The sequence below is a fragment of the Labilibaculum sp. DW002 genome, from assembly GCF_029029525.1.
Lineage (GTDB): Bacteria > Bacteroidota > Bacteroidia > Bacteroidales > Marinifilaceae > Paralabilibaculum > Paralabilibaculum antarcticum.
Map to the genome: position 1 here is coordinate 2,439,109 of NZ_JAKJSC010000001.1, position 20,083 is coordinate 2,459,191.

At 35.4% G+C, this 20,083-nt stretch carries 15 protein-coding genes; 9 read left to right on the forward strand and 6 right to left on the reverse strand.

From position 1 onward, the window contains the following. The first annotated feature begins 15 nt into the window (after nt 1-15). From cmk to L3049_RS09680, 8 genes are all read left to right on the forward strand, one after another. A complete protein-coding gene (cmk, locus tag L3049_RS09645; protein ID WP_275109596.1) occupies nt 16-711 on the forward strand; it encodes a (d)CMP kinase in 696 nt (231 codons plus the stop codon). A gap of 26 nt (nt 712-737) precedes the next feature. Beyond that, nucleotides 738-2,585, forward strand: coding sequence for a 6-phosphofructokinase (gene pfkA, locus L3049_RS09650; protein WP_275109597.1), 1,848 nt, complete (start codon nt 738-740; stop codon nt 2,583-2,585). A gap of 110 nt (nt 2,586-2,695) precedes the next feature. After that, nucleotides 2,696-5,170, forward strand: a complete 2,475-nt coding sequence (gene priA, locus L3049_RS09655) for a replication restart helicase PriA (protein WP_275109598.1) — start codon at nt 2,696-2,698, stop codon at nt 5,168-5,170. A 127-nt stretch (nt 5,171-5,297) separates the two neighbouring features. Next, entirely contained in the window at nt 5,298-6,299 is a 1,002-nt protein-coding gene (locus L3049_RS09660; protein WP_275109599.1) for a bifunctional heptose 7-phosphate kinase/heptose 1-phosphate adenyltransferase, read from the forward strand. A 215-nt stretch (nt 6,300-6,514) separates the two neighbouring features. Beyond that, the gene (locus L3049_RS09665; RefSeq protein WP_275109600.1) at nt 6,515-7,318 is read left to right on the forward strand and encodes a ParA family protein; all 804 of its coding nucleotides are present in this window, start codon (nt 6,515-6,517) and stop codon (nt 7,316-7,318) included. Between the two features lie 15 nt (nt 7,319-7,333). Beyond that, on the forward strand, nt 7,334-8,212 hold the full coding sequence (locus L3049_RS09670) for a ParB/RepB/Spo0J family partition protein (RefSeq protein ID WP_275109601.1): 879 nt from the start codon (nt 7,334-7,336) through the stop codon (nt 8,210-8,212). A gap of 29 nt (nt 8,213-8,241) precedes the next feature. After that, nucleotides 8,242-8,901: a DUF5683 domain-containing protein gene (locus L3049_RS09675; RefSeq protein WP_275109602.1), complete on the forward strand. Its 660-nt coding sequence runs from the start codon at nt 8,242-8,244 to the stop codon at nt 8,899-8,901. Between the two features lie 10 nt (nt 8,902-8,911). Beyond that, complete coding sequence (locus L3049_RS09680; RefSeq protein WP_275109603.1) at nt 8,912-10,606, forward strand: lytic transglycosylase domain-containing protein; 1,695 nt, start codon at nt 8,912-8,914, stop codon at nt 10,604-10,606. A gap of 384 nt (nt 10,607-10,990) precedes the next feature. Here L3049_RS09680 and L3049_RS09685 read toward each other — a convergent pair whose 3' ends face one another. The 3 genes from L3049_RS09685 to L3049_RS09695 are packed head-to-tail and all read right to left on the reverse strand — an operon-like array spanning nt 10,991 to nt 14,171. Further along, entirely contained in the window at nt 10,991-12,505 is a 1,515-nt protein-coding gene (locus L3049_RS09685) for a GldG family protein (RefSeq protein WP_275109604.1), read from the reverse strand. Nucleotides 12,506-12,515: 10 nt separating this feature from the next. After that, entirely contained in the window at nt 12,516-13,235 is a 720-nt protein-coding gene (locus L3049_RS09690; protein WP_275109605.1) for an ABC transporter permease subunit, read from the reverse strand. A 6-nt stretch (nt 13,236-13,241) separates the two neighbouring features. Then, complete coding sequence (locus tag L3049_RS09695) at nt 13,242-14,171, reverse strand: ATP-binding cassette domain-containing protein (RefSeq protein ID WP_275109606.1); 930 nt, start codon at nt 14,169-14,171, stop codon at nt 13,242-13,244. 159 nt (nt 14,172-14,330) lie between these two features. Between L3049_RS09695 and hxpB the strand changes: the two genes are divergently transcribed. Beyond that, the gene (gene hxpB / locus L3049_RS09700) at nt 14,331-14,984 is read left to right on the forward strand and encodes a hexitol phosphatase HxpB (RefSeq protein ID WP_275109607.1); all 654 of its coding nucleotides are present in this window, start codon (nt 14,331-14,333) and stop codon (nt 14,982-14,984) included. Here the strand turns inward: hxpB and L3049_RS09705 are convergent. Genes L3049_RS09705 through L3049_RS09715 form a run of 3 tightly spaced genes read right to left on the reverse strand, consistent with a single transcriptional unit; the run spans nt 14,971 to nt 19,993 of the window. Then, on the reverse strand, nt 14,971-15,483 hold the full coding sequence (locus tag L3049_RS09705) for a shikimate kinase (protein ID WP_275109608.1): 513 nt from the start codon (nt 15,481-15,483) through the stop codon (nt 14,971-14,973). The genes hxpB and L3049_RS09705 overlap by 14 nt on opposite strands. A gap of 25 nt (nt 15,484-15,508) precedes the next feature. Further along, on the reverse strand, nt 15,509-18,112 hold the full coding sequence (locus L3049_RS09710) for a DNA gyrase/topoisomerase IV subunit A (protein ID WP_275109609.1): 2,604 nt from the start codon (nt 18,110-18,112) through the stop codon (nt 15,509-15,511). 48 nt (nt 18,113-18,160) lie between these two features. Then, complete coding sequence (locus tag L3049_RS09715; protein WP_275109610.1) at nt 18,161-19,993, reverse strand: DNA topoisomerase IV subunit B; 1,833 nt, start codon at nt 19,991-19,993, stop codon at nt 18,161-18,163. Between the last annotated feature and the right edge of the window lie 90 nt (nt 19,994-20,083).

The following is a 20,083-nucleotide window of genomic DNA, read 5'->3' on the forward strand; positions in this document are numbered from 1 at the left end:
CGAGCAATAAAGAGAATGGATATACCTGAAAAGAAACTAATTATAGCAATCGACGGACATTCGTCGTGTGGCAAGAGTACTGTTGCTAAAGATTTAGCAAAAAAAATAGGATACACTTATATTGATAGTGGAGCTATGTATCGCGTGGTTACCTTATTTGCCATGAGACACAATTTAATCTCTGAAGATCAAGTTGATGAAAATAAATTGGCTCACTTAATCAGTGAAGTTGCTATTTCTTTTCAGTACAACAATGAGAAACAACGTCACGAAACCTACCTAAATGGTGAGTTGGTAGAAGATGAAATTCGCAATATGAGTGTTTCGAACAATGTTAGCGTAATTGCTAAAATAAAATTTGTTCGTGATAAAATGGTTGCTTTTCAGCGTGAGCTAAGCAAAGAAGGTGGTGTAATAATGGATGGTAGAGACATTGGAACGGTTGTTTTTCCAAATGCCGAACTAAAAATATTCATGACTGCCGATGTTGAGATTAGAGCAATTCGTCGATTTAAGGAATTAAAAGAAAAAGGAGAGGATATTTCACTTGATGAAATCAGGGAGAATGTAAAAAAGAGAGATTTCATCGATGAAAATCGTGATGAAAGCCCACTTAAAAAAGCCGAAGATGCGATTGTTTTAAACAACAGTCATCTAACGCCAGCAGAACAGCTTGACTGGATTGTTGATCAAATGAATAAGGTTGGGTAATTAATCGTTAGGAAAATAAATTAATCATGAAAATTGAAATTGATCCTAATGCTGGCTTCTGTTTTGGCGTTGTAAATGCCATTAATAAAGCAGAAGAAATTTTAAAGGAAGAGAATCACCTCTACTGCATTGGCGATATCGTTCACAACAATTTAGAGGTTGACCGATTAAAACAAGCTGGATTAAAATCAATTGATCACGACGAATTTTCAAAACTATCAGGAAAAAAAGTTTTGTTTAGAGCACATGGCGAACCGCCACTTTCTTACGAAACAGCAAAAAAGAAAAACATCGAAATAATAGATGCTTCTTGCCCAGTAGTTTTAAATCTTCAGAAAAGAATAAAAAAAGCATACCACGAGATTGAAAAATCGAATGGCCAAATCGTAATTTACGGTAAAAAAGGCCATGCCGAAGTAAACGGCTTGGTTGGTCAAACAGAAGGGAAAGCCATTGTAGTTGAAAACATTGATGATCTAAAACTGATTGACAGAAATCTACCTGTTGTTTTGTTTTCCCAAACAACAAAGACCATTTCTGGATTTGAAAAAGTTTCAGAAGCTTTAAAAAGCAGCTGCCAAAACGAACTCAAAATCCATGATACCATTTGCAGAAAAGTAGCAAATCGTGTTCCGCTAATTAAAGAATTTGCGAAAAAACACGATCTGATCATTTTTGTTAGTGGCGAAAAAAGTTCGAATGGAAAATTGCTATTCGACATTTGTAAAAAATCGAACCCGAATAGTCATTTCATCACTTGCCCTGATGAATTGGAACTAAACTGGTTTGCAAATTCGAAATCAGTTGGAGTAAGTGGTGCCACATCTACTCCTACATGGCTGATGAACGAAACGATTGAAAAAATAAAATTGAATTATAAAGAGGAGTTAAACATGTCGAGAATTAAGAAAATTGGTGTGCTTACATCAGGAGGGGATGCGCCAGGTATGAACGCCGCCATCCGCGCCGTCGTGAGAACAGCCATTTTTAACAAACTAGAAGTTGTTGGAATAAATCGAGGTTACGAAGGATTAATCAAGGGTGATTTCGAGCATATGAAATCATATGATGTAAGTAACATTATCCAAAAAGGAGGAACTATCTTAGGTTCTGCAAGAAGTCAGGATTTTAGAAGTGTAGAGGGACGAAAAAAAGCACACGAGCAAATGCTTGCTGCTAAAATGGATGCTTTAGTTGTAATTGGTGGTGATGGAACATTCTCCGGGGCTCGTATTTTTACTCAAGAGTACGACATTCCTGTTGTTGGAATTCCAGGTACAATTGACAATGACCTATACGGAACAGATTATACCATTGGTTTCGATACAGCCTTAAATACAGTTATCGATGCCGTTGATAAAATTCGTGATACAGCAAGTGCTCACAACCGCTTATTCTTTATCGAGGTTATGGGACGTGATGCCGGATTTTTAGCATTAAGAAGTGGTATTGCTACAGGAGCTGAAGCTATTTTGATTCCAGAACGTCAGACGCATACAAAAGACTTAGAGAAGTATTTGGCTCTTGGTTATAAAGGACACAAAAACTCAGGTATCGTAATTGTTGCCGAAGGTGATAAATCAGGTGGAGCTTATACCATTGCCGGTGAAATTGAGAAGAAGCATCCTGAGTATGATATTCGTGTATCAGTATTAGGACATATGCAACGCGGTGGTGCACCATCGGCTTTCGACCGAGTTACAGCAAGTACTTTGGGAGTAGCTGCAGTTGATGCTTTGCTAGATGACCAAAAAAGTATCATGGTAGGAATGGTAAATGGAGAAGTATCTCACGTACCTTTCAATAAGACCATTAAGAATAAGAAAAAGGTAAAAGATTCATTGATTACAATCAACGATGTTCTTTCTATCTAAGAAATCTCATTCCGGTGGTTATTGTTCATGCAATTTTTCCTTTCAGGATTTAATGCCCAAGTGTTGAGATTCTGGTTAGAACTCATAACTTTGAGAAAAATGCCTAATAAATGAACAAGACTACCGAATTCGCAGATATAATACTGCCACTTCCATTGGCCCAACTTTTTACCTATTCAATTCCTGAAGAGCTAAAAGTTGATGTGGCCATTGGAAAAAGGGTGGTTGTTCCTTTTGGCAATAAAAAATTCTATACTGGAATTGTAAAAAACATTCACGGGAATCCACCAAAAGATTATTCCACAAAAGAAATATTAGCTTGCTTGGATGATTCTCCAATCATCAACAATTTTCAATTTCAATTTTGGGATTGGATTTCACAATACTACCAGTGTGTTCTTGGCGATGTATTTAAAGCTGCTATTCCTTCTGGCTTAAAGCTAGAAAGTCAAACCAAAATAACTGCGAACGAAGAATTTCAAACGCAGGAACTACTCAGTAAAACAGAAGAACAAATTTTGAATGTACTAAAACATTCAAAAGACGTTAACATCTCAACTTTAAATCAAGCTACAGGTTTAAAAAATACGCTTCCGCAGATCAAGTCCCTACTAGAAAAAGGTGCTATCACAGTCGAAGAGCAAATTATTAACGCTTACAAAGAAAAAACAAAGCAGTTTGTTCGATTGGCATCTGATTTTAGTGAATCAGAAATGGGAGATCTTATTATTGGTTTAAAAAGAGCGAAAAAGCAGCAAGAGATCCTACTCTCCTATTTGAATTTATCAAAATACTATTTTGAAGAAACTGCTCAAAAAGTATCCCTTACAGAATTTCTAAAATCAGGAGATTTTTCACGAGCTGTTTTAAAAAGCTTGGTCGAAAAACAAATTCTTGAAATTTATCATGAAAAATTAGATCGTATAGATCTATCACATACAGAGACTTCTGGTTTAAAAACATTAAACGAATATCAAGAAAAAGCCATTGCAGAAACTAGAAAACATTTTCAAGAGAAAAACTGTGTATTGCTTCATGGAGTAACTTCAAGCGGTAAGACTGAAATTTACATTCACCTGATTCAAGAGCAATTGCAACAAGGAAAACAAGTTCTTTACTTGCTACCCGAAATTGCTTTAACGACTCAAATCATCACAAGACTTCGAACTGTATTTGGCAATAAAGTAGGTATTTACCATTCCAAATTTAACGATGCCGAACGAGTAGAAATCTACAATAACGTCAATCAGAATGATCCTGAAAATGCTTATCAAGTAATTCTTGGCGTGCGCTCCTCTGTTTTTCTTCCTTTTAAAAACCTAGGACTTATAATTGTTGATGAAGAACACGAAAACACCTATAAACAATTCGATCCTGCACCAAGGTATCACGCTCGCGATGCAGCGCTTTATTTGGCACATCTGCACAAAGCAAAAACCTTACTCGGAACAGCTACACCAGCTATTGAAACCTATTACAACGCAAAAACAGGCAAATATGGTTTGGTAGAATTATTTCAAAGGCATCAGAATATCGAAATGCCCGAAATTATAATTGCTGATATAAAGGAAGCACGAAGAAAAAAAAGAATGAAATCCATTTTCTCTCCTGAGTTAATGGAAATGATGACAACAAGTCTTGAAAACAAGGAACAGATTATTCTTTTTCAAAACAGAAGAGGATATTCCCCTTATCTGGAATGCAAATCGTGTGGTTGGGTTCCTCATTGCCCAAACTGTTCTGTAAGCCTTACTTATCACCAATACAACAACCAATTGGTTTGCCATTATTGTGCGCATAGCATTCAACCACCAAACAATTGCGATCAATGTTCTTCTTCTGAAATTGAAGATAGAGGTTTTGGCACCGAAAAAATTGAAGACGAATTGCATAGCTTTTTTCCTGAAGCCCGAATTGGGAGAATGGACTTGGATACAACTCGTAAAAAAATGGCCTATGAGAACTTGATTTACAAGTTTGAGAACCATGAACTTGATATCCTTGTTGGAACCCAAATGGTTTCGAAAGGTCTCGATTTCGATAATGTAAGTTTAGTTGGCGTACTAAACGCCGATTCGATGTTAAATTATCCCGATTACCGGGCCTATGAGCGCAGTTATCAAATGATGGCTCAAGTTTCTGGACGAGCCGGAAGAAAGAAAAAAAGAGGAAAAGTTTTAATTCAAACTTTTACACCTGAGCATCCAATTATTAAAAATGTAATTGAAAACGATTATGTTTCAATGTATTCTTCTCAATTATCGGAAAGGCAAGAATTCATTTATCCACCCTATTATCGTTTGATAAATATTTGCTTAAAAGACAAGAACCAAACGAAACTTGACCAAGCTGCTAATGTATTGGCAAAATCGCTACGCAAAGTATTTGGCGCTCGTATTTTTGGGCCACAATCACCAGTAATAAATCGAATTCAAAATTATTACATCATCAACATTCTTTTAAAAATTGAAAAGAAAAGTTCACCGGCAAAAGCAAAATGGATTCTAAACCAACATGCTAATCATCTAAAAAACATGGAACAATTTAAATCTATTCAAATTAATTTTGATGTTGATCCCATGTAAAACAGACTGCCAAAGACAAAAAGTATAGCTTCCCGAAAATGTTAAAAATGCATAAGAAGTGAGGAAAAATTCAAGAACACATGAATTTGTTTATCTTTGTTGGGAAAACTAAAAAAAAATACCGCTTGTGAATAAATCTGAATTGAATCGTATTTTCGAATCCTTCTCTGATTACAACATACTTATTATTGGTGACGTTATGGTTGATGCTTACGCATGGGGCGAAGTCGATCGTATTTCTCCAGAAGCTCCGGTGCCTATTTTTTCATGCTCAAGTCGTGAGAACAGGTTGGGGGGTGCTGCCAACGTTGCTCTGAATATCAAATCACTAGGAGCTAATCCTATTTTGTGTTCGGTAATTGGTGATGATGACAGAGGTAAGGATTTCATTAAGTTGTTATCTGAGATTCAACAAGAGCAATCAGGTATTGTCGTCAGTTCTCATCGCAGAACAACAGTTAAAACCAGATTCATTAGCAATAATCAACATGTGATTCGTATTGATGAAGAAGATACGCATGAATTAGCGGATGAAACAGAATTAGAGTTCATCGATCACATCAAGAGTTTGCTTGAGAAACATGAAATTCATGCTGTGGTTTTTGAAGACTATGACAAGGGAGTGATCACAAAAAATCTGATTGAAGAAATAACAGATTTTGCGAACCAGAAAAATATTCCAATTTTGGTCGATCCTAAAAAACGCCATTACTCCGATTATAAAAATGTCACCTTATTTAAACCTAATTTCAAAGAATTCCTTGAAGGATCTAACTTGAGTTTAGAGAAAGGTGATATTGAAGGTTTATTTAGAGCAGCTAAACAATTTCAGTCAGAAATGGGCGTTGATAAGTTATTGATTACTCTTTCGGAGCTTGGTGTGTTTATCAGTAATGAGAATACTTATGAGCATATTCCTGCAGTTGTCAGAAAAATTGCAGATGTGTCAGGAGCAGGGGATACAGTAATTTCTGTTGCTACACTTTGTTTGGCTGCAGGAATGAATGCAGCTGAAATTGCTGCTATATCGAACCTTGCAGGAGGAATTGTTTGTGAAATACCAGTAGTTGTTCCAATTGATAAAGAACAACTGTTAGAGGAAAGCTTAAAACTATTTGCAATGGCCTAAATATGCATTCTTTGGATGTTCTTTATTATGAAAAATACTCATCAACAAGGAGTTTTATTCATGGCAGATCCAAATTATCAGTAATAAATATGTTGATAATTTACATCGTATTGTTACTATTTTAGACTGGTTCAAAATTTTAAATGTCTTTTAAAATACTATCTTTGAATCAACATCAATTTAATAAAACTAAAACCTTATAATTCGAATTGTTTATGGCTAAAATAATCGCTCTTGCAAATCAAAAAGGTGGTGTTGGAAAAACAACGACTGCTATCAATCTGGCATCAAGTCTTGCTGTATTGGAACATCGCGTTCTTATTGTTGATGCCGATCCGCAAGCTAATGCAACATCGGGTTACGGTTTTGATGTTCGTGCTATTGAAAACAGCCTTTACGAGTGTATTGTTGATGGAACCAATCCTAAGGATGCAATTCTGAAAACGGACATGGAAGGCTTGGATGTTCTTCCATCTCATATCGATTTAGTTGGAGCTGAAATTGAGATGTTGAACTTAGCTAATCGTGAAAAAATTCTTTTGAATGTCTTAAATACGCTTCGCGATGACTACGATTATATTTTAATCGACTGTTCACCTTCTTTAGGTTTAATTACAGTGAATGCCTTAACAGCTGCTGATTCTATTTTAATTCCGGTACAATGCGAATATTTTGCATTGGAAGGATTAGGAAAACTTTTGAATACGATTAAAATTATTCAAAGTCGATTGAATCCGGATTTGGAAATCGAGGGTTTCCTGTTAACGATGTATGATAGTCGTTTACGCTTGTCGAACCAAGTTGTGAGTGAAGTTAAGAAGCACTTTCAGGATATGGTTTTCGAAACCATTATTCAGCGAAATACAAAACTAGGAGAAGCTCCAAGTTATGGTAAGCCTGCTATTTTATACGATGCAGAATCGGCAGGTGCTGTTAATTACTTAAATTTGGCTCGTGAATTATTGAAAAATAATGACATGAGCAAAGCAAGCAACAAAAAAAAACTAATTAGCGAATAATATTGAAACAGTAACATGGCAAAAAAGAGCGCATTAGGAAGAGGATTAGGAGCATTAATTAATGATGTTGATGAAATTCAGGCAAGACCCGAAAGAGACTTGAGTAACGAAATTGACATCTCAAAAATTGAAGCCAATCCTTATCAGCCTAGGACTAAATTTGATGAAGAAGCTTTAAATGAACTTGCCCAATCGATTAAAGAGATTGGTATTGTTCAGCCAATTACGGTTCGAAAAATCAACAGTAACAGCTATCAGCTTATTGCTGGGGAAAGACGTTTTAGAGCTGCTAAATTAGTAGGTCTAACTAAAATCCCTGCCTATGTTCGCTTGGCAGAAGACGATAAAATGTTAGAACTTGCTTTGGTTGAAAATATTCAACGTGAAGATTTAGATTCTATCGAAGTTGCCATTAGTTACCAGAGATTAATTGATGAGTGTAAATTAACACAAGAAAGTTTATCTGATCGTGTTGGTAAAAAGCGCTCTACCATATCTAACTACCTAAGACTACTAAGACTACCAGCCGAAATCCAGAAAGGAATTCGTGAGAAAAAATTATTGATGGGCCATGCTAGAGCATTGGTTAACGTCGATGATCCTAGAGCTCAACTTGATATTTTTCAACTAACTGTTGAACATGATTTTTCTGTTCGAAAAGTTGAGGAATTAGTACGTACCTTCAATAAAGGGGATGAAAAGAAACCGGCTCCTGAAAAAGCTGTTTCTCTTCCTGAGGAGTATGAATCTTTAAAAGATCATTTAGCAAATCATTTTAGCGCTAAAGTAGATCTTAAACGAACCAAAAATGGTAAAGGGAAAATTATTATTCCATTTAAATCTGATGATGATTTGGAGCGTATTCTTGCTGTTTTGGATCAAATGAAATCATAGCTTAGTAGAAACATTTAAAAGAAATTACATTGAACAATTTGCGCCTGATATTTTTTCTTGGGCTGATCTTTCTATTGCTTTTTGGCAGCTCAAACAATGCCATTTCTCAGCAATTAGTAGAAGCAGACACAGTAGCGGTAGAATCGATTGTAAAAGTTCATTCGCCACACAAAGCAACCATGTACTCGGTGATGTTTCCGGGTTTGGGACAAGCTTACAACAAAAAGTACTGGAAGATTCCAATCCTATATGCAGGAATTGGAGCTACAATTTATGCCATCAACTGGAATTCTAAAAATTACAAAAAATACAAATCTGGTTTTCGTGATTTCTCTCAATTCTACGATTATAAATATCAAGATGAAGGATTGGAAACACCTATTGTTGAGCCGAGCTCTAAAAGTTATGAAGACCTAATCGATAGAGATTTTAGCGATACTGATCAAAGTTTTGATAATTGGTTCCAAACTCAATTGCAGAATAAAAAAGACTCTTTTAAACACGATCGTGATCTTAGCTATATCATTTTACTCGGAGTTTACGTACTAAATATTGTTGATGCGGCAGTTGATGCCCATTTTACCAATTTTAGTGTGGATGATAACTTAACGATCAATGTACAACCAGCTGTAAGTTACTCAGCTTTTACGGGAAATTCTGTTGGCTTTAAATGCCAAATTACCTTTTAAGAAAACAAGAATGAAAAAAAGTAAATATATTTTACCCATTATTTTACTGGGTACAACACTGGCTTGCAGCACAATTAAGCCAAATCAATCGGAACAAGTTGAAAGCAATGAAACAGCAATTGAACAAGTAACACTTTCAGAAATAGACACTATTTCTAAAGTTGAAGAAACAATCGAAACTATTGTCGAAAAAGATTCTTTGGCTTTTCTAAAAATTAATCCCGTTGATGTACGTTGGGATCTGAATGATAGCATCAATACCACATTCTCTAACAACTTAGAAGGTTTAATTCATTCTTGGTACGCCAAGAATTCTGATAAAACAACTACCTACGAACAAAATAGAGAAGTCTATAATTCTGCAAAAGTTCCAGACTCAGTTTACATTAAAAGACTGGAACAAATTCCTTCATTAATCGACCTTTCTTACAACAAAATTGTACGTAACTATATTGAGCTTTATACGCAACGCAGAAGAAAGCAAGTAGAGCTTATGATGGGAATGTCAGAATATTACTTTCCTATTTTCGAAGAAATTCTTGACAAAGAAGGTTTACCCCAGGAATTAAAGTATTTGCCAATTATTGAGTCAGCTCTTAATCCTAAAGCTTTATCCAGAGCTGGTGCTTCAGGTTTGTGGCAATTTATGTATTCTACAGGTAGACAGTATAAGTTGGAAGTGAACTCTTTCGTAGATGAGCGTCGTGATCCAATTAAATCGAGTTACGCAGCGGCTAAATTCCTAAAGGATTTATACAAAATGTATGGAAACTGGCCTTTGGTTATTGCAGCTTACAATTGCGGTCCTGGAAATGTAAACAAAGCGATACGTCGTAGTGGTGGTAAGAAGAACTATTGGGACATCTACTACCGCTTGCCAAAAGAAACAAGAGGTTATGTGCCAGCCTTTATTGCAGCCTTGTATACTTTTAATTATCACAAAGAGCATCAGTTGTATCCAAAACCTTCAAACCTACCAGTTGCTTGCGATACTTTATTAATTAGCGAACAAGTTCATTTCGATCAAATTTCGAAAGTTATCAACATTTCAAAAGATCAACTAAGAAATTTAAATCCACAATACAGAGCAGATATTATTCCTGCAAACAAAGCTTACGCTTTAAAAATTCCAATGGAATACACTGCAAAATTTATAGATAATCAAGATTCTATTTTTGCCTATAAAAAAGACTACTATTTCAGCATGAAAGATAAGGTAGTTAATCCTCGTGATCGATACCAAAAATTTGCTCATGCAACTCCAAAAGGGAAAGCAAAAACCTATTACAAAGTAAAATCTGGTGATGCAATAGGCTTAATTGCTTCTTGGTTTCATGTAAGAACATCAGATCTTCGATACTGGAATAACGTGAGAAGAAACTTGATTAAAGTAGGACAAAAACTTGTGGTTTATGTTCCAAAAGAAAAAGCATCTTATTACGAAAGCTTTAATACGATGAGTTATGCTCAGAAGCAAGCTACTTTAGGAAAAACAGTTTCAACCAGCAAAACGGTTGCAAGTCCAGCACCTGTAAGCAATAATGGCTCATACGAATACTACACGGTTAGAAGAGGAGACAACTTTTGGACGATTGCCAAGAAATTCCCGGGCATCTCTAATTTCGATATCATGAAAATTAATAATATTAAAGATGCAGGAAGTTTAAAAGTTGGACAAAAATTAAAAATCAGACCAAAGAGTTAATCTAAAATACACCCATAAGAAAACCGAAGTGAAAACTTCGGTTTTTTTTTGCCTTTTATTAACAATATATGTTCTTTTTTCAACAATTTATACAAATGGTTATTTTTATCACATCTAAATAACACTTGGTCAAAAACGCTGTAAGCCCTATAACTATTGAATTTAAAAAAGCTTTATAGCCTCATTATATTTTCATTAATCAAATAATTTTGATTGGATAATAATATAGTTTTAAATTGCTCTCAAGTAAATAAAACCAGACTTGTTTTGGTTTTATTTATCCCGATTTATTGATATGCTAATAAGCTTCTGGTACATTCTTTCCCGGGATTGCCAGAAGCCGGGGATAAACTTCCAACTTCTTTTGCATTTCCCTTTTCTAATTTACTTAATAAATCCAGGTTTCATTCGTTTCGAACGCCTTAAACTCCTTCTTCTAAATCTTATTAATCCATAAGTTATTAACAGCACCAAAGGCAATAAAAAATTCAAGTATTTAAGCATAAATACCTTCCCATCTGTCAATTCGTTTAATGGACGTGATTCTACTCCCTTCGTTCTCAAACTCATTAATCCAGAATCATCACTCAACCAATCAATGGCATTAGCAATAAAATTGATATTATCAGGTTGAATGGTAATCTTTTGATCTCCCACTCCATTCACAATAAAGTTGCCGTCGCCTATGACACAAATCCGAGCTTCCTTCTCTCCTCCCATTTTTCCTTTTAGCGTTGCAGCTACAGTTATTTCTGGAAATAGAAAATCATGTGTTCGCCACACTCTTCCAATATTAAAACTAATAGGTGCCTTTAATTTGCCTGATATACTAGATGTATATGCCAATGGTTTGTATTCCAGAAGAGTATCGCCAAGATAACTAATTGGACTAGCGAATTGAAGAACAACTGTCTCTAAGCCATCTGTTATGCTATGATTTGAAAAATTAGATATGACAGGTAAAAAGGGAAAATTAATTTGTTGAGGGAAAGAAAAATATCCCTGTTGATGAACGGTTACCGTACCACATTTTTTATCAACAATAAAAGAATCATCAACATGAATTCCTTTTAAAAGAAGCCATTTTTCAAGACCTGTATCAACAGAGACACCAATTCCATCATTTAACATTCCATTTACTCGCTCAATCGCAATGAATAGATTTCCTCCTTGAGCTAAATAATTATCCAAGCGCCTAAATTGAGAAGTCGATATTGTAGCCATTGGTCCTATTAGAAGCAATGATTTGTAATCTGTGAGATTTGATTGAGATAACAAACTAACTGGCTCTATATCGTACAAAATGGACAACTCTTTGATTGCTTGCTCCATCTTCGCCAATTCTGGTTCACCATGCCCAATGATGTATCCAACTTTGGGTTTATTTTTAATGGTAAGCCTTTTGATTAAGGTTGACAATGTGTATTCCATTATAATACCAGGTTTAATTAATGGTATTATCTCGGACTGATCGCCAACTTGAATTGACATTCCTAAAAAGACTCTTTGTACTTTGATTTGATCTTTTTCTCGAACTTCTAAAGGAACTGGATTAATTCCAGCTTCAACAGCTTCTTTTTCCAGGTCTTCATTTGCATTGGGATTTACATATTCGAAGCTTATTTTTCTTTTACTGTAATGATTGTATTCGGTCAACAAACTCTTTAGATCCTGAACCGTTCTATTCACATCGGGCGGTAAATTTTCCGATACATAAAGGGTCATAATTATAGGCTTTTCGACCTCCCTTAATATTCTTTTTGTAGACCGATCAAGAGTATAACGTTTATCCTCAGTAAAATCTGCCCGCAAAAAAAATACAGAAGCAATAAAATTCAGAATTATCAATAATCCTGCTACAACTAAACTGCTATAAATTATATTTTTTCTCTTGGTCATAAATCTGAGCTTATAAATTACGATTCGACAAAATCATTTTTGAAGTAAACAAACAGAAGAAAATAATTGAAAAGAAATAAACCAAATCTTTAGTATCTACAACACCTTTAGAGATGGATTGAAAATGAGTTGACAAACTTAGGTAACTAAACACACCTCCTAGAAAACCAACAAAATTAGAAGCTAACACATCAAAAATAATATGGAAAAACACTCCGATAGAAAGAGCAGATAAAAAAGCTATTATTGGATTAGATGCAATGCATGAAGTCAACAAACCAATGCTAATGTAAACCATACTCATTAACAGCAAGCCCACGTATCCTAACAAAATTGCAGAATGATCGACTGGACCAATTGCCCACAAAGTAAAATAATAAATTACGGTAGGTGCTAATGCAATAACAATCAGCAATAAGGTTGATAAAAATTTTCCAAAAATCAATTGCCAATCACTTACTGGCTTTGTTAGCAATAATTCTAAAGTTCCCGCTTTTAGCTCCCCTGCAATAGAACGCATGGTTAAAGCAGGAATAAAAATAAACAAACTCCAGTAAGCAACAGTGAAAAATATATTCAGGTTAGCCTCACCTATAAAGAAGATATCGTCTCCATAGATCCAAGTGAAGAATCCACTAAAACCTAGAAACATGATGATTAAAACATAAGCAGTTAATGAATCGAAAAAAGTACTCAACTCGCGACTGGCAATGTGTATAATTTGCTTCATAAAAATTTAATGAAGGGTTAGTTCCCTAAAAATATCTTCCAGCTTAGTTTCTATCGGTGTTAACTCAGTAATATAGTAGTTGTTTGCTACACAAGTATCAAAAATAGCTTTCACCGATGATTCATTCGGAACCGACTGAATTTCGAACAATTGCTTTTCCTCATCAATCAGATCGATTGAATCAATCGTCTCAATTTCTAATAATTGATCAAATATATCTTTTATCTCTCCTCCGCTAACGCCTAATTTTAATATCTCATTCCCCTGAGCTTGTTTTCTTAGTTCTTCAGCTGTTCCATCTACTATAACACGACCATTGTTAATAATCATGATACGGTCACAGGTAGCTTCAACTTCGGCCAAAATATGAGAACTTAAAATCACTGTTTTCTCCTTACCAATTCGCCTAATCAACTCTCGGATTTCAACAATTTGGTTCGGATCCAATCCTGTTGTAGGTTCATCCAGAATTAAGATATCAGGATCATGAATTAAAGCTTGAGCAAGACCTACTCTTTGCTGATAACCTTTAGATAATTCTCGTATCAACTTGTGCTTTTCCCCTTCCAAACCACAAACTTTTACCATATCAAGCAATCTTTCCTGAATCAAATGCTTAGGTATCTGATGAACCTTAGCAATAAACTCCAAAAAATCGATGATATTCATATCCTGATACAAAGGATTATTCTCAGGCAAATAACCAATATGTTTTTTGATTTTTTCCGGGTGCTCACGAATAGAGTAGCCTCCAATTTTCACATCGCCCTCCTCAGGCATTATAAAACATGAAAGAGCTTTCATTGTAGTCGTTTTTCCAGCTCCATTGGGACCGAGAAATCCTAAGACTTCTCCAGCTTTAACTCTGAAAGATATATTATCGACCGCTTTTTGTGGTCCATAACGTTTTGTTAGATGTTCAACGACAATATCCATAAAGAAAGAATTTCGTATTGGTTTCTAACAAATTTAAAAAAAAGGCTACCTATCTAACCTAGCTCTTGTAGTTTTAACAAATATTAACAGTTTAACAATTTTTTAATCTTCTCTTTTATCGAAAAAGGCTACATTTGCCACTCAAATACAGGAAGCAATATGATTAAAGCCGTAATTTTTGATATGGATGGGTTATTGATAGACTCAGAACCCTTTTGGCAAGAAAGTGAAACCAAAGTTTTCTCCTCCTTAGGACTAGATGTCAACAAGAAAATGTTTGAACAGTTTATGGGAAAGAGAATTGATGAAGTTGTTGATACCATGCATAAAATAACTCCTTGGAATCAGGTCCCAAAAGAACAAGTTGTTGAAGACATTGTTGAGAATGTAATTCGATTGGTAATTGAAAAAGGAGAAGCTCTTAGTGGCGTTTATGAAACACTTTCAAACCTTAAAAATTCACCATACAAGATAGGATTGGCCTCATCATCAAAAATGAAAATTATTTCTGCAGTATTGAAAAAATTACAAATTCAAGATTATTTTGAAGTTGTTCATTCTGCCGAATACGAAGAATATGGCAAACCTCATCCTCAAACTTTCATTTCAACAGCAAAAATGCTTGGCGTTCAAGCTGATGAATGTCTTGTATTTGAAGATTCCTTGAATGGTGTAATTTCAGCATTGGCAGCAGGCATGAAATGCATTGCCATTCCTGAAAAAGAAGCGACCAATCTTAATAAATTCATAATCGCCAATAAAACACTTGGTACATTAAACGAATTTGAACTTGGCTTGCTTAAGACTTTATAATCGGATCTAGTATAGCGGTGAAATTTTCGATTTCTAAATTTCCAGAAACCAACTTGTACTGCGCCTGCTCATAAAATGGTATTCTATTATTCAAATGCCTGATGATGTATTTCAACAATTCATCTTCAGATAGGTGCATGACCAAAGGGCGCTCATTATCTGAATTGGAAATTCTTTCTTGTAAAAGCTGAGGACTGCACTCTACAAATAAAGTGGTGCCCAAACTATTCATTGTTTCCATATTGTTGTGAAAACATGGCGCTCCACCACCTGTTGCAATAATTACATTCTCTTCTTCACGAATAGATTCGAGGGCCTCATGTTCAATTAAACGAAAGCCCGACTCTTCATGCTGACTAAAAATCTCAGGAATTGTAGCATTTTCTCTCTCTTCAATATGAGTATCCAAGTCAATAAAACGAAAGCCATAATGCTCGGCTATAATTTTGCCCCATCTCGACTTACCACACCCCATATATCCAATCAAAAATATCCTCATTCAATTATCTTTTAAAGAATAAGCATTATTGATTATTCTCATTATCCTCTACGACATCTACATCCACTTTGTTCTCAATCCCATTTACATCAAATTCTTCCTCACGTGGCAATGGCTCAATCTCCTTTATTTCTGCAATATCATAAATCGACAATCTTTTTCCTCTTGCTTTATACGATTTCACACCTATAAATTCTTCTCCATCGATGATGTCGTTTGGACGATCGGCATTTTTACCACCATACGAAATTTCGAATCGAGGATATTGCTCATCGGTTAAGCAAAGCAATTTATTTTCAGCATTTTCACCTAAGAAATTTACGGCCTTGCCATTTCCTTCCATGTTAAAACGCTTCAGATAGTAATATTCCTGATCGGCATCATAAAATATCGCTGACCATATTTTTTCAACTTCATATTTTTCAATGATACTGATATCATCAGAATAGTGATTACTCAAATCGAAACTTGTAAAATGAAATGAGTTTGGACGAGTAACAACAAGGATTTTTTCATCAGCAGAAAATTCACCAATAAAGTCACCTCTTTGATCCGTATTTAATCTTAACACATCTGTATCGAACCAAATTTTACGACCGCCAAGCGTAGAAACTCCTTCATGCTTTAAGGTTACTTTATGAACGTCGTTTCGGGTTAGAATATTCCCCATGGAAGCACGCCCTTTTACAGCTAATTCGGCAAAATCGAACTCAAAAACAGTTTTCTTTAAACGAGCTTTTGGTTTTAGTGCTACACGAATAACTTCTGCCTCACCATTAGGATTAGCACTAAAATAAGTAATTCTTGATCCTGGAGTTTCCTTGGTTAGGTTGTATTCTTTATCACGAGTTAAGCCCGTAACATTAAATCGTTTCGCATAAGTAACCCCAGCCTTTCCATCACGATAAACGACATTGTAAATGGTACGTTTATCGTTCTTACGGAACACAGCTATATGAATAATATTCTGACCAATAAATAACTTATCCGCTACTTTGGTTATGAAATAAGTACCATCCTTACGGAAAATAATCACATCATCAATATCAGAACAATCACATAAGTACTCGTCCTTTTTAAGACCTGTTCCCAGGAAACCTTCCTTATAGTTTACGAATAGCTTTTCATTAGCAACCACAACCTTACTTGCTACAATACTATCAAAACTTCTAATTTCAGTTTTACGCTCTTTTCCTCTACCGTATTTCTTTTTAATCGATTGGAAATAACGAATCGTAAATGGAATAATATTGGCGATATGAACTTTAATTTCCTCAATCTCATCTTCAATAGACTTGATATAATCCGTCGCTTTATTGATATCGAATTTAGAAATACGTTTAATTTTAATTTCTGTCAATCGAACAATATCCTCTTCAGTCACAGCACGCATTAAATGCTTCGTGTGTGGCTTAAGTCCTTTATCAATTGTTTCGATTACCGATTCCCAAGTTTCACATTCCTCAATATCGCGATAGATTCTATTCTCGATAAAAATTCGTTCCAAAGAAGCATAATGCCAAGCTTCTTCAAGTTCTGATTTACGAATTTCAAGTTCGAGCTTTAATAAGTCAACCGTTTTATCAGCCGAACGCTTTAATATCTCCTGAACACCTATAAACTTAGGCACATCCTCCTCTACAACACAAGCATTAGGCGAAATAGAATACTCACAATCGGTAAATGCGTAAAGCGCATCTATAGTTTTATCAGACGAAATACCATTGGCCAAATGAATCAAAATTTCAACATCAGCCGCTGTATTATCATCAATCTTTTTAATCTTAATCTTACCCTTGTCATTCGCTTTAATAATCGAATCAATCAGGGTCGATGTTGTCTTCCCAAATGGAATCTCAACAATCTTAAGAGTTTTATTATCAACTTTCTCAATACGTGCTCGCACCTTTACAGCGCCACCACGTAATCCATCATTATATCGACTTACATCAACCATCCCAGCGGTTGGGAAATCTGGATAAATTTCAAATTCCTCTCCCTTTAAATAAGCTATACAAGCTGCTAAAAGTTCATTGAAGTTATGAGGTAATATCTTTGACGCCAATCCAACAGCAATACCTTCAACACCCTGTGCCAAAAGCAATGGAAACTTAACAGGTAAAGTAATGGGTTCTTTGTTTCTACCATCGTAAGATTGCTTCCAATTGGTCGTTTTAGGATTAAATAAAACCTCAAGAGCAAATTTGGACAATCGTGCTTCGATATAACGAGGTGCCGCAGCAGAATCTCCAGTTAGGATATTCCCCCAGTTTCCCTGCATATCTATCAACAAATCCTTCTGCCCCAATTGAACCAAAGCATCACCAATAGATGCATCTCCGTGAGGATGAAACTGCATGGTATTACCAATAATGTTAGCTACCTTATTGTATCTGCCATCATCAAGTTTCTTCATTGAATGCAAAATCCTACGTTGCACAGGCTTTAAGCCATCGTTTACATAAGGAACGGCACGTTCAAGAATTACATATGAAGCATAATCTAAAAACCAATTCTCATACATCCCCGACAGATAGGTCACATTCCTCATCGCTTCGGATTGCTCCCCATTTACACTAGGTTCAATTTCCTCCGGGTTTTCCATATCGTTTGTCTCGTCGTTATTCATAGAGGTATTTCGGTTTTTTTAATTCAAAATGGATTACTTACTGCAGGTTTACACCTCATCTCGCTCAACATGCAAATTTTCAATAATAAACTCCTGCCTATTGGGCGTATTTTTTCCCATATAAAATGAAAGCATATCGGATACTGATTCTTCCTTTTTCATTAAAACAGGATCTAAACGAATATCCTTCCCAATAAAATATTTAAACTCGTCAGGAGAGATCTCACCCAAACCCTTAAATCGGGTAATCTCAGCATTAGCTCCCAAACGTTTCATTGCTCTATCTTTTTCTTCGTCAGAATAACAATATTTCGTTGTTTTCTTGTTACGAACTCGAAACAAAGGTGTTTGAAGAATGTACAAATGACCACTTCTCACAACATCTGGAAAAAACTGAAGAAAGAAAGTAATCAACAACAATCGAATGTGCATACCATCGACATCGGCATCCGTTGCGATAATCACATTATTGTAGCGCAAACCCTCAAGACCATCCTCAATATTGAGAGCGGCTTGCAGAAGATTAAACTCTTCATTTTCGTATACAATTTTCTTTGTCAGACCATATGTATTCAAAGGCTTACCCTTTAAACTAAAAACAGCTTGTGTATTTACTGATCGTGATTTTGTAATCGACCCACTCGCCGAGTCACCCTCGGTAATGAAGATACTTGTTTCAGATTTATTCTCGTGAGTCGAATTAAAATGAACCCGACAATCACGTAATTTCTTATTATGCAGATTCGCTTTTTTAGCTCTTTCTTTGGCTATTTTCTTAATACCAGATATCGCTTTTCGCTCCTTCTCCGATTCTAGAATTTTTCTATGAATGGCATCTGCTACTTCTGGATTCTTGTGTAAATAGTTATCTAGATTAGATGTCACAAAATCCATTATAAAGTTTCGAACAGATGGACCATCAGGGCCAATGTCCTTAGATCCCAATTTGGTTTTAGTCTGAGATTCGAAAACCGGTTCTTGAACTTTTATGCTGATAGCCGCAATTATGGATGTTCTGATATCAGAAATATCAAAATCCTTCTTATAAAAATCGCGAATGGCTTTTACAACTGCCTCTCGAAATGCTGCCAAGTGCGTACCCCCTTGAGTTGTGTGTTGTCCGTTAACAAACGAATAATATTCTTCACCATATTGATGTCCATGGGTCATAGCCAATTCGATATCTTCACCCTTAAGATGAATAACCTCATAAAGGCTTTTGCTACTCATATTCTCATGCAACAAATCAAGAAGTCCATTTTTAGATAAGAATTTCTTACCATTAAAATAGATTGAAAGGCCTGCGTTCAAATAAACGTAGTTCTTAAGCATTGTCTCAATATACTCGCTTATAAAGCGATAATTCGAGAACATCTCCTGATCGGGATGAAAAGTAATTCTAACGCCATTTTTTTCTTCACTTGGCTGAATTTCATCATCGTTCACCAACTCTCCTCTTGAAAAAGTAGCTTTCTTTACTTCTCCTTCGCGGAACGATTCTACAACAAATTCATTTGAGAGTGCATTTACAGCCTTAATACCAACACCATTCAATCCTACAGATTTCTTAAATACTGCAGAGTCATATTTAGCACCCGTATTCATTTTCGAAGTTACATCGATTACTTTTCCTAAAGGAATACCACGACCATAATCTCGAATACAAACCGTACGATCAGTAATATCAACATGAATTGATTTTCCAATCCCCATAGCAAATTCATCGATAGAGTTATCGATAACCTCCTTAATCAGGATATATATACCATCGTCATGAGAAGAACCATCACCCAACTTACCGATATACATACCAGGACGTTTGCGAATATGTTCTTTCCAATCAAGTGTTCTAATTGAATCTTCTGAATATTTAGCTGTCATGAAAAATCGCGTTTTTACAAATATAGCTAAAAGAACGATTCGTTAGAAAGTTGTTTATCAACAGGCTGTTGAAAATAGTCAAAAAATGCA

Coding starts and splice junctions, on each gene's coding strand:
- cmk (WP_275109596.1), top strand. CDS start 16: ATGGATATACCTGAAAAGAAACTAATTATAGCAATCGACGGACATTCG.
- pfkA (WP_275109597.1), top strand. CDS start 738: ATGAAAATTGAAATTGATCCTAATGCTGGCTTCTGTTTTGGCGTTGTA.
- priA (WP_275109598.1), top strand. CDS start 2,696: ATGAACAAGACTACCGAATTCGCAGATATAATACTGCCACTTCCATTG.
- L3049_RS09665 (WP_275109600.1), top strand. CDS start 6,515: ATGGCTAAAATAATCGCTCTTGCAAATCAAAAAGGTGGTGTTGGAAAA.
- L3049_RS09670 (WP_275109601.1), top strand. CDS start 7,334: ATGGCAAAAAAGAGCGCATTAGGAAGAGGATTAGGAGCATTAATTAAT.
- L3049_RS09680 (WP_275109603.1), top strand. CDS start 8,912: ATGAAAAAAAGTAAATATATTTTACCCATTATTTTACTGGGTACAACA.
- L3049_RS09685 (WP_275109604.1), bottom strand. CDS start 12,505: ATGACCAAGAGAAAAAATATAATTTATAGCAGTTTAGTTGTAGCAGGA.
- L3049_RS09690 (WP_275109605.1), bottom strand. CDS start 13,235: ATGAAGCAAATTATACACATTGCCAGTCGCGAGTTGAGTACTTTTTTC.
- L3049_RS09695 (WP_275109606.1), bottom strand. CDS start 14,171: ATGGATATTGTCGTTGAACATCTAACAAAACGTTATGGACCACAAAAA.
- hxpB (WP_275109607.1), top strand. CDS start 14,331: ATGATTAAAGCCGTAATTTTTGATATGGATGGGTTATTGATAGACTCA.
- L3049_RS09705 (WP_275109608.1), bottom strand. CDS start 15,483: ATGAGGATATTTTTGATTGGATATATGGGGTGTGGTAAGTCGAGATGG.
- L3049_RS09710 (WP_275109609.1), bottom strand. CDS start 18,112: ATGAATAACGACGAGACAAACGATATGGAAAACCCGGAGGAAATTGAA.
- L3049_RS09715 (WP_275109610.1), bottom strand. CDS start 19,993: ATGACAGCTAAATATTCAGAAGATTCAATTAGAACACTTGATTGGAAA.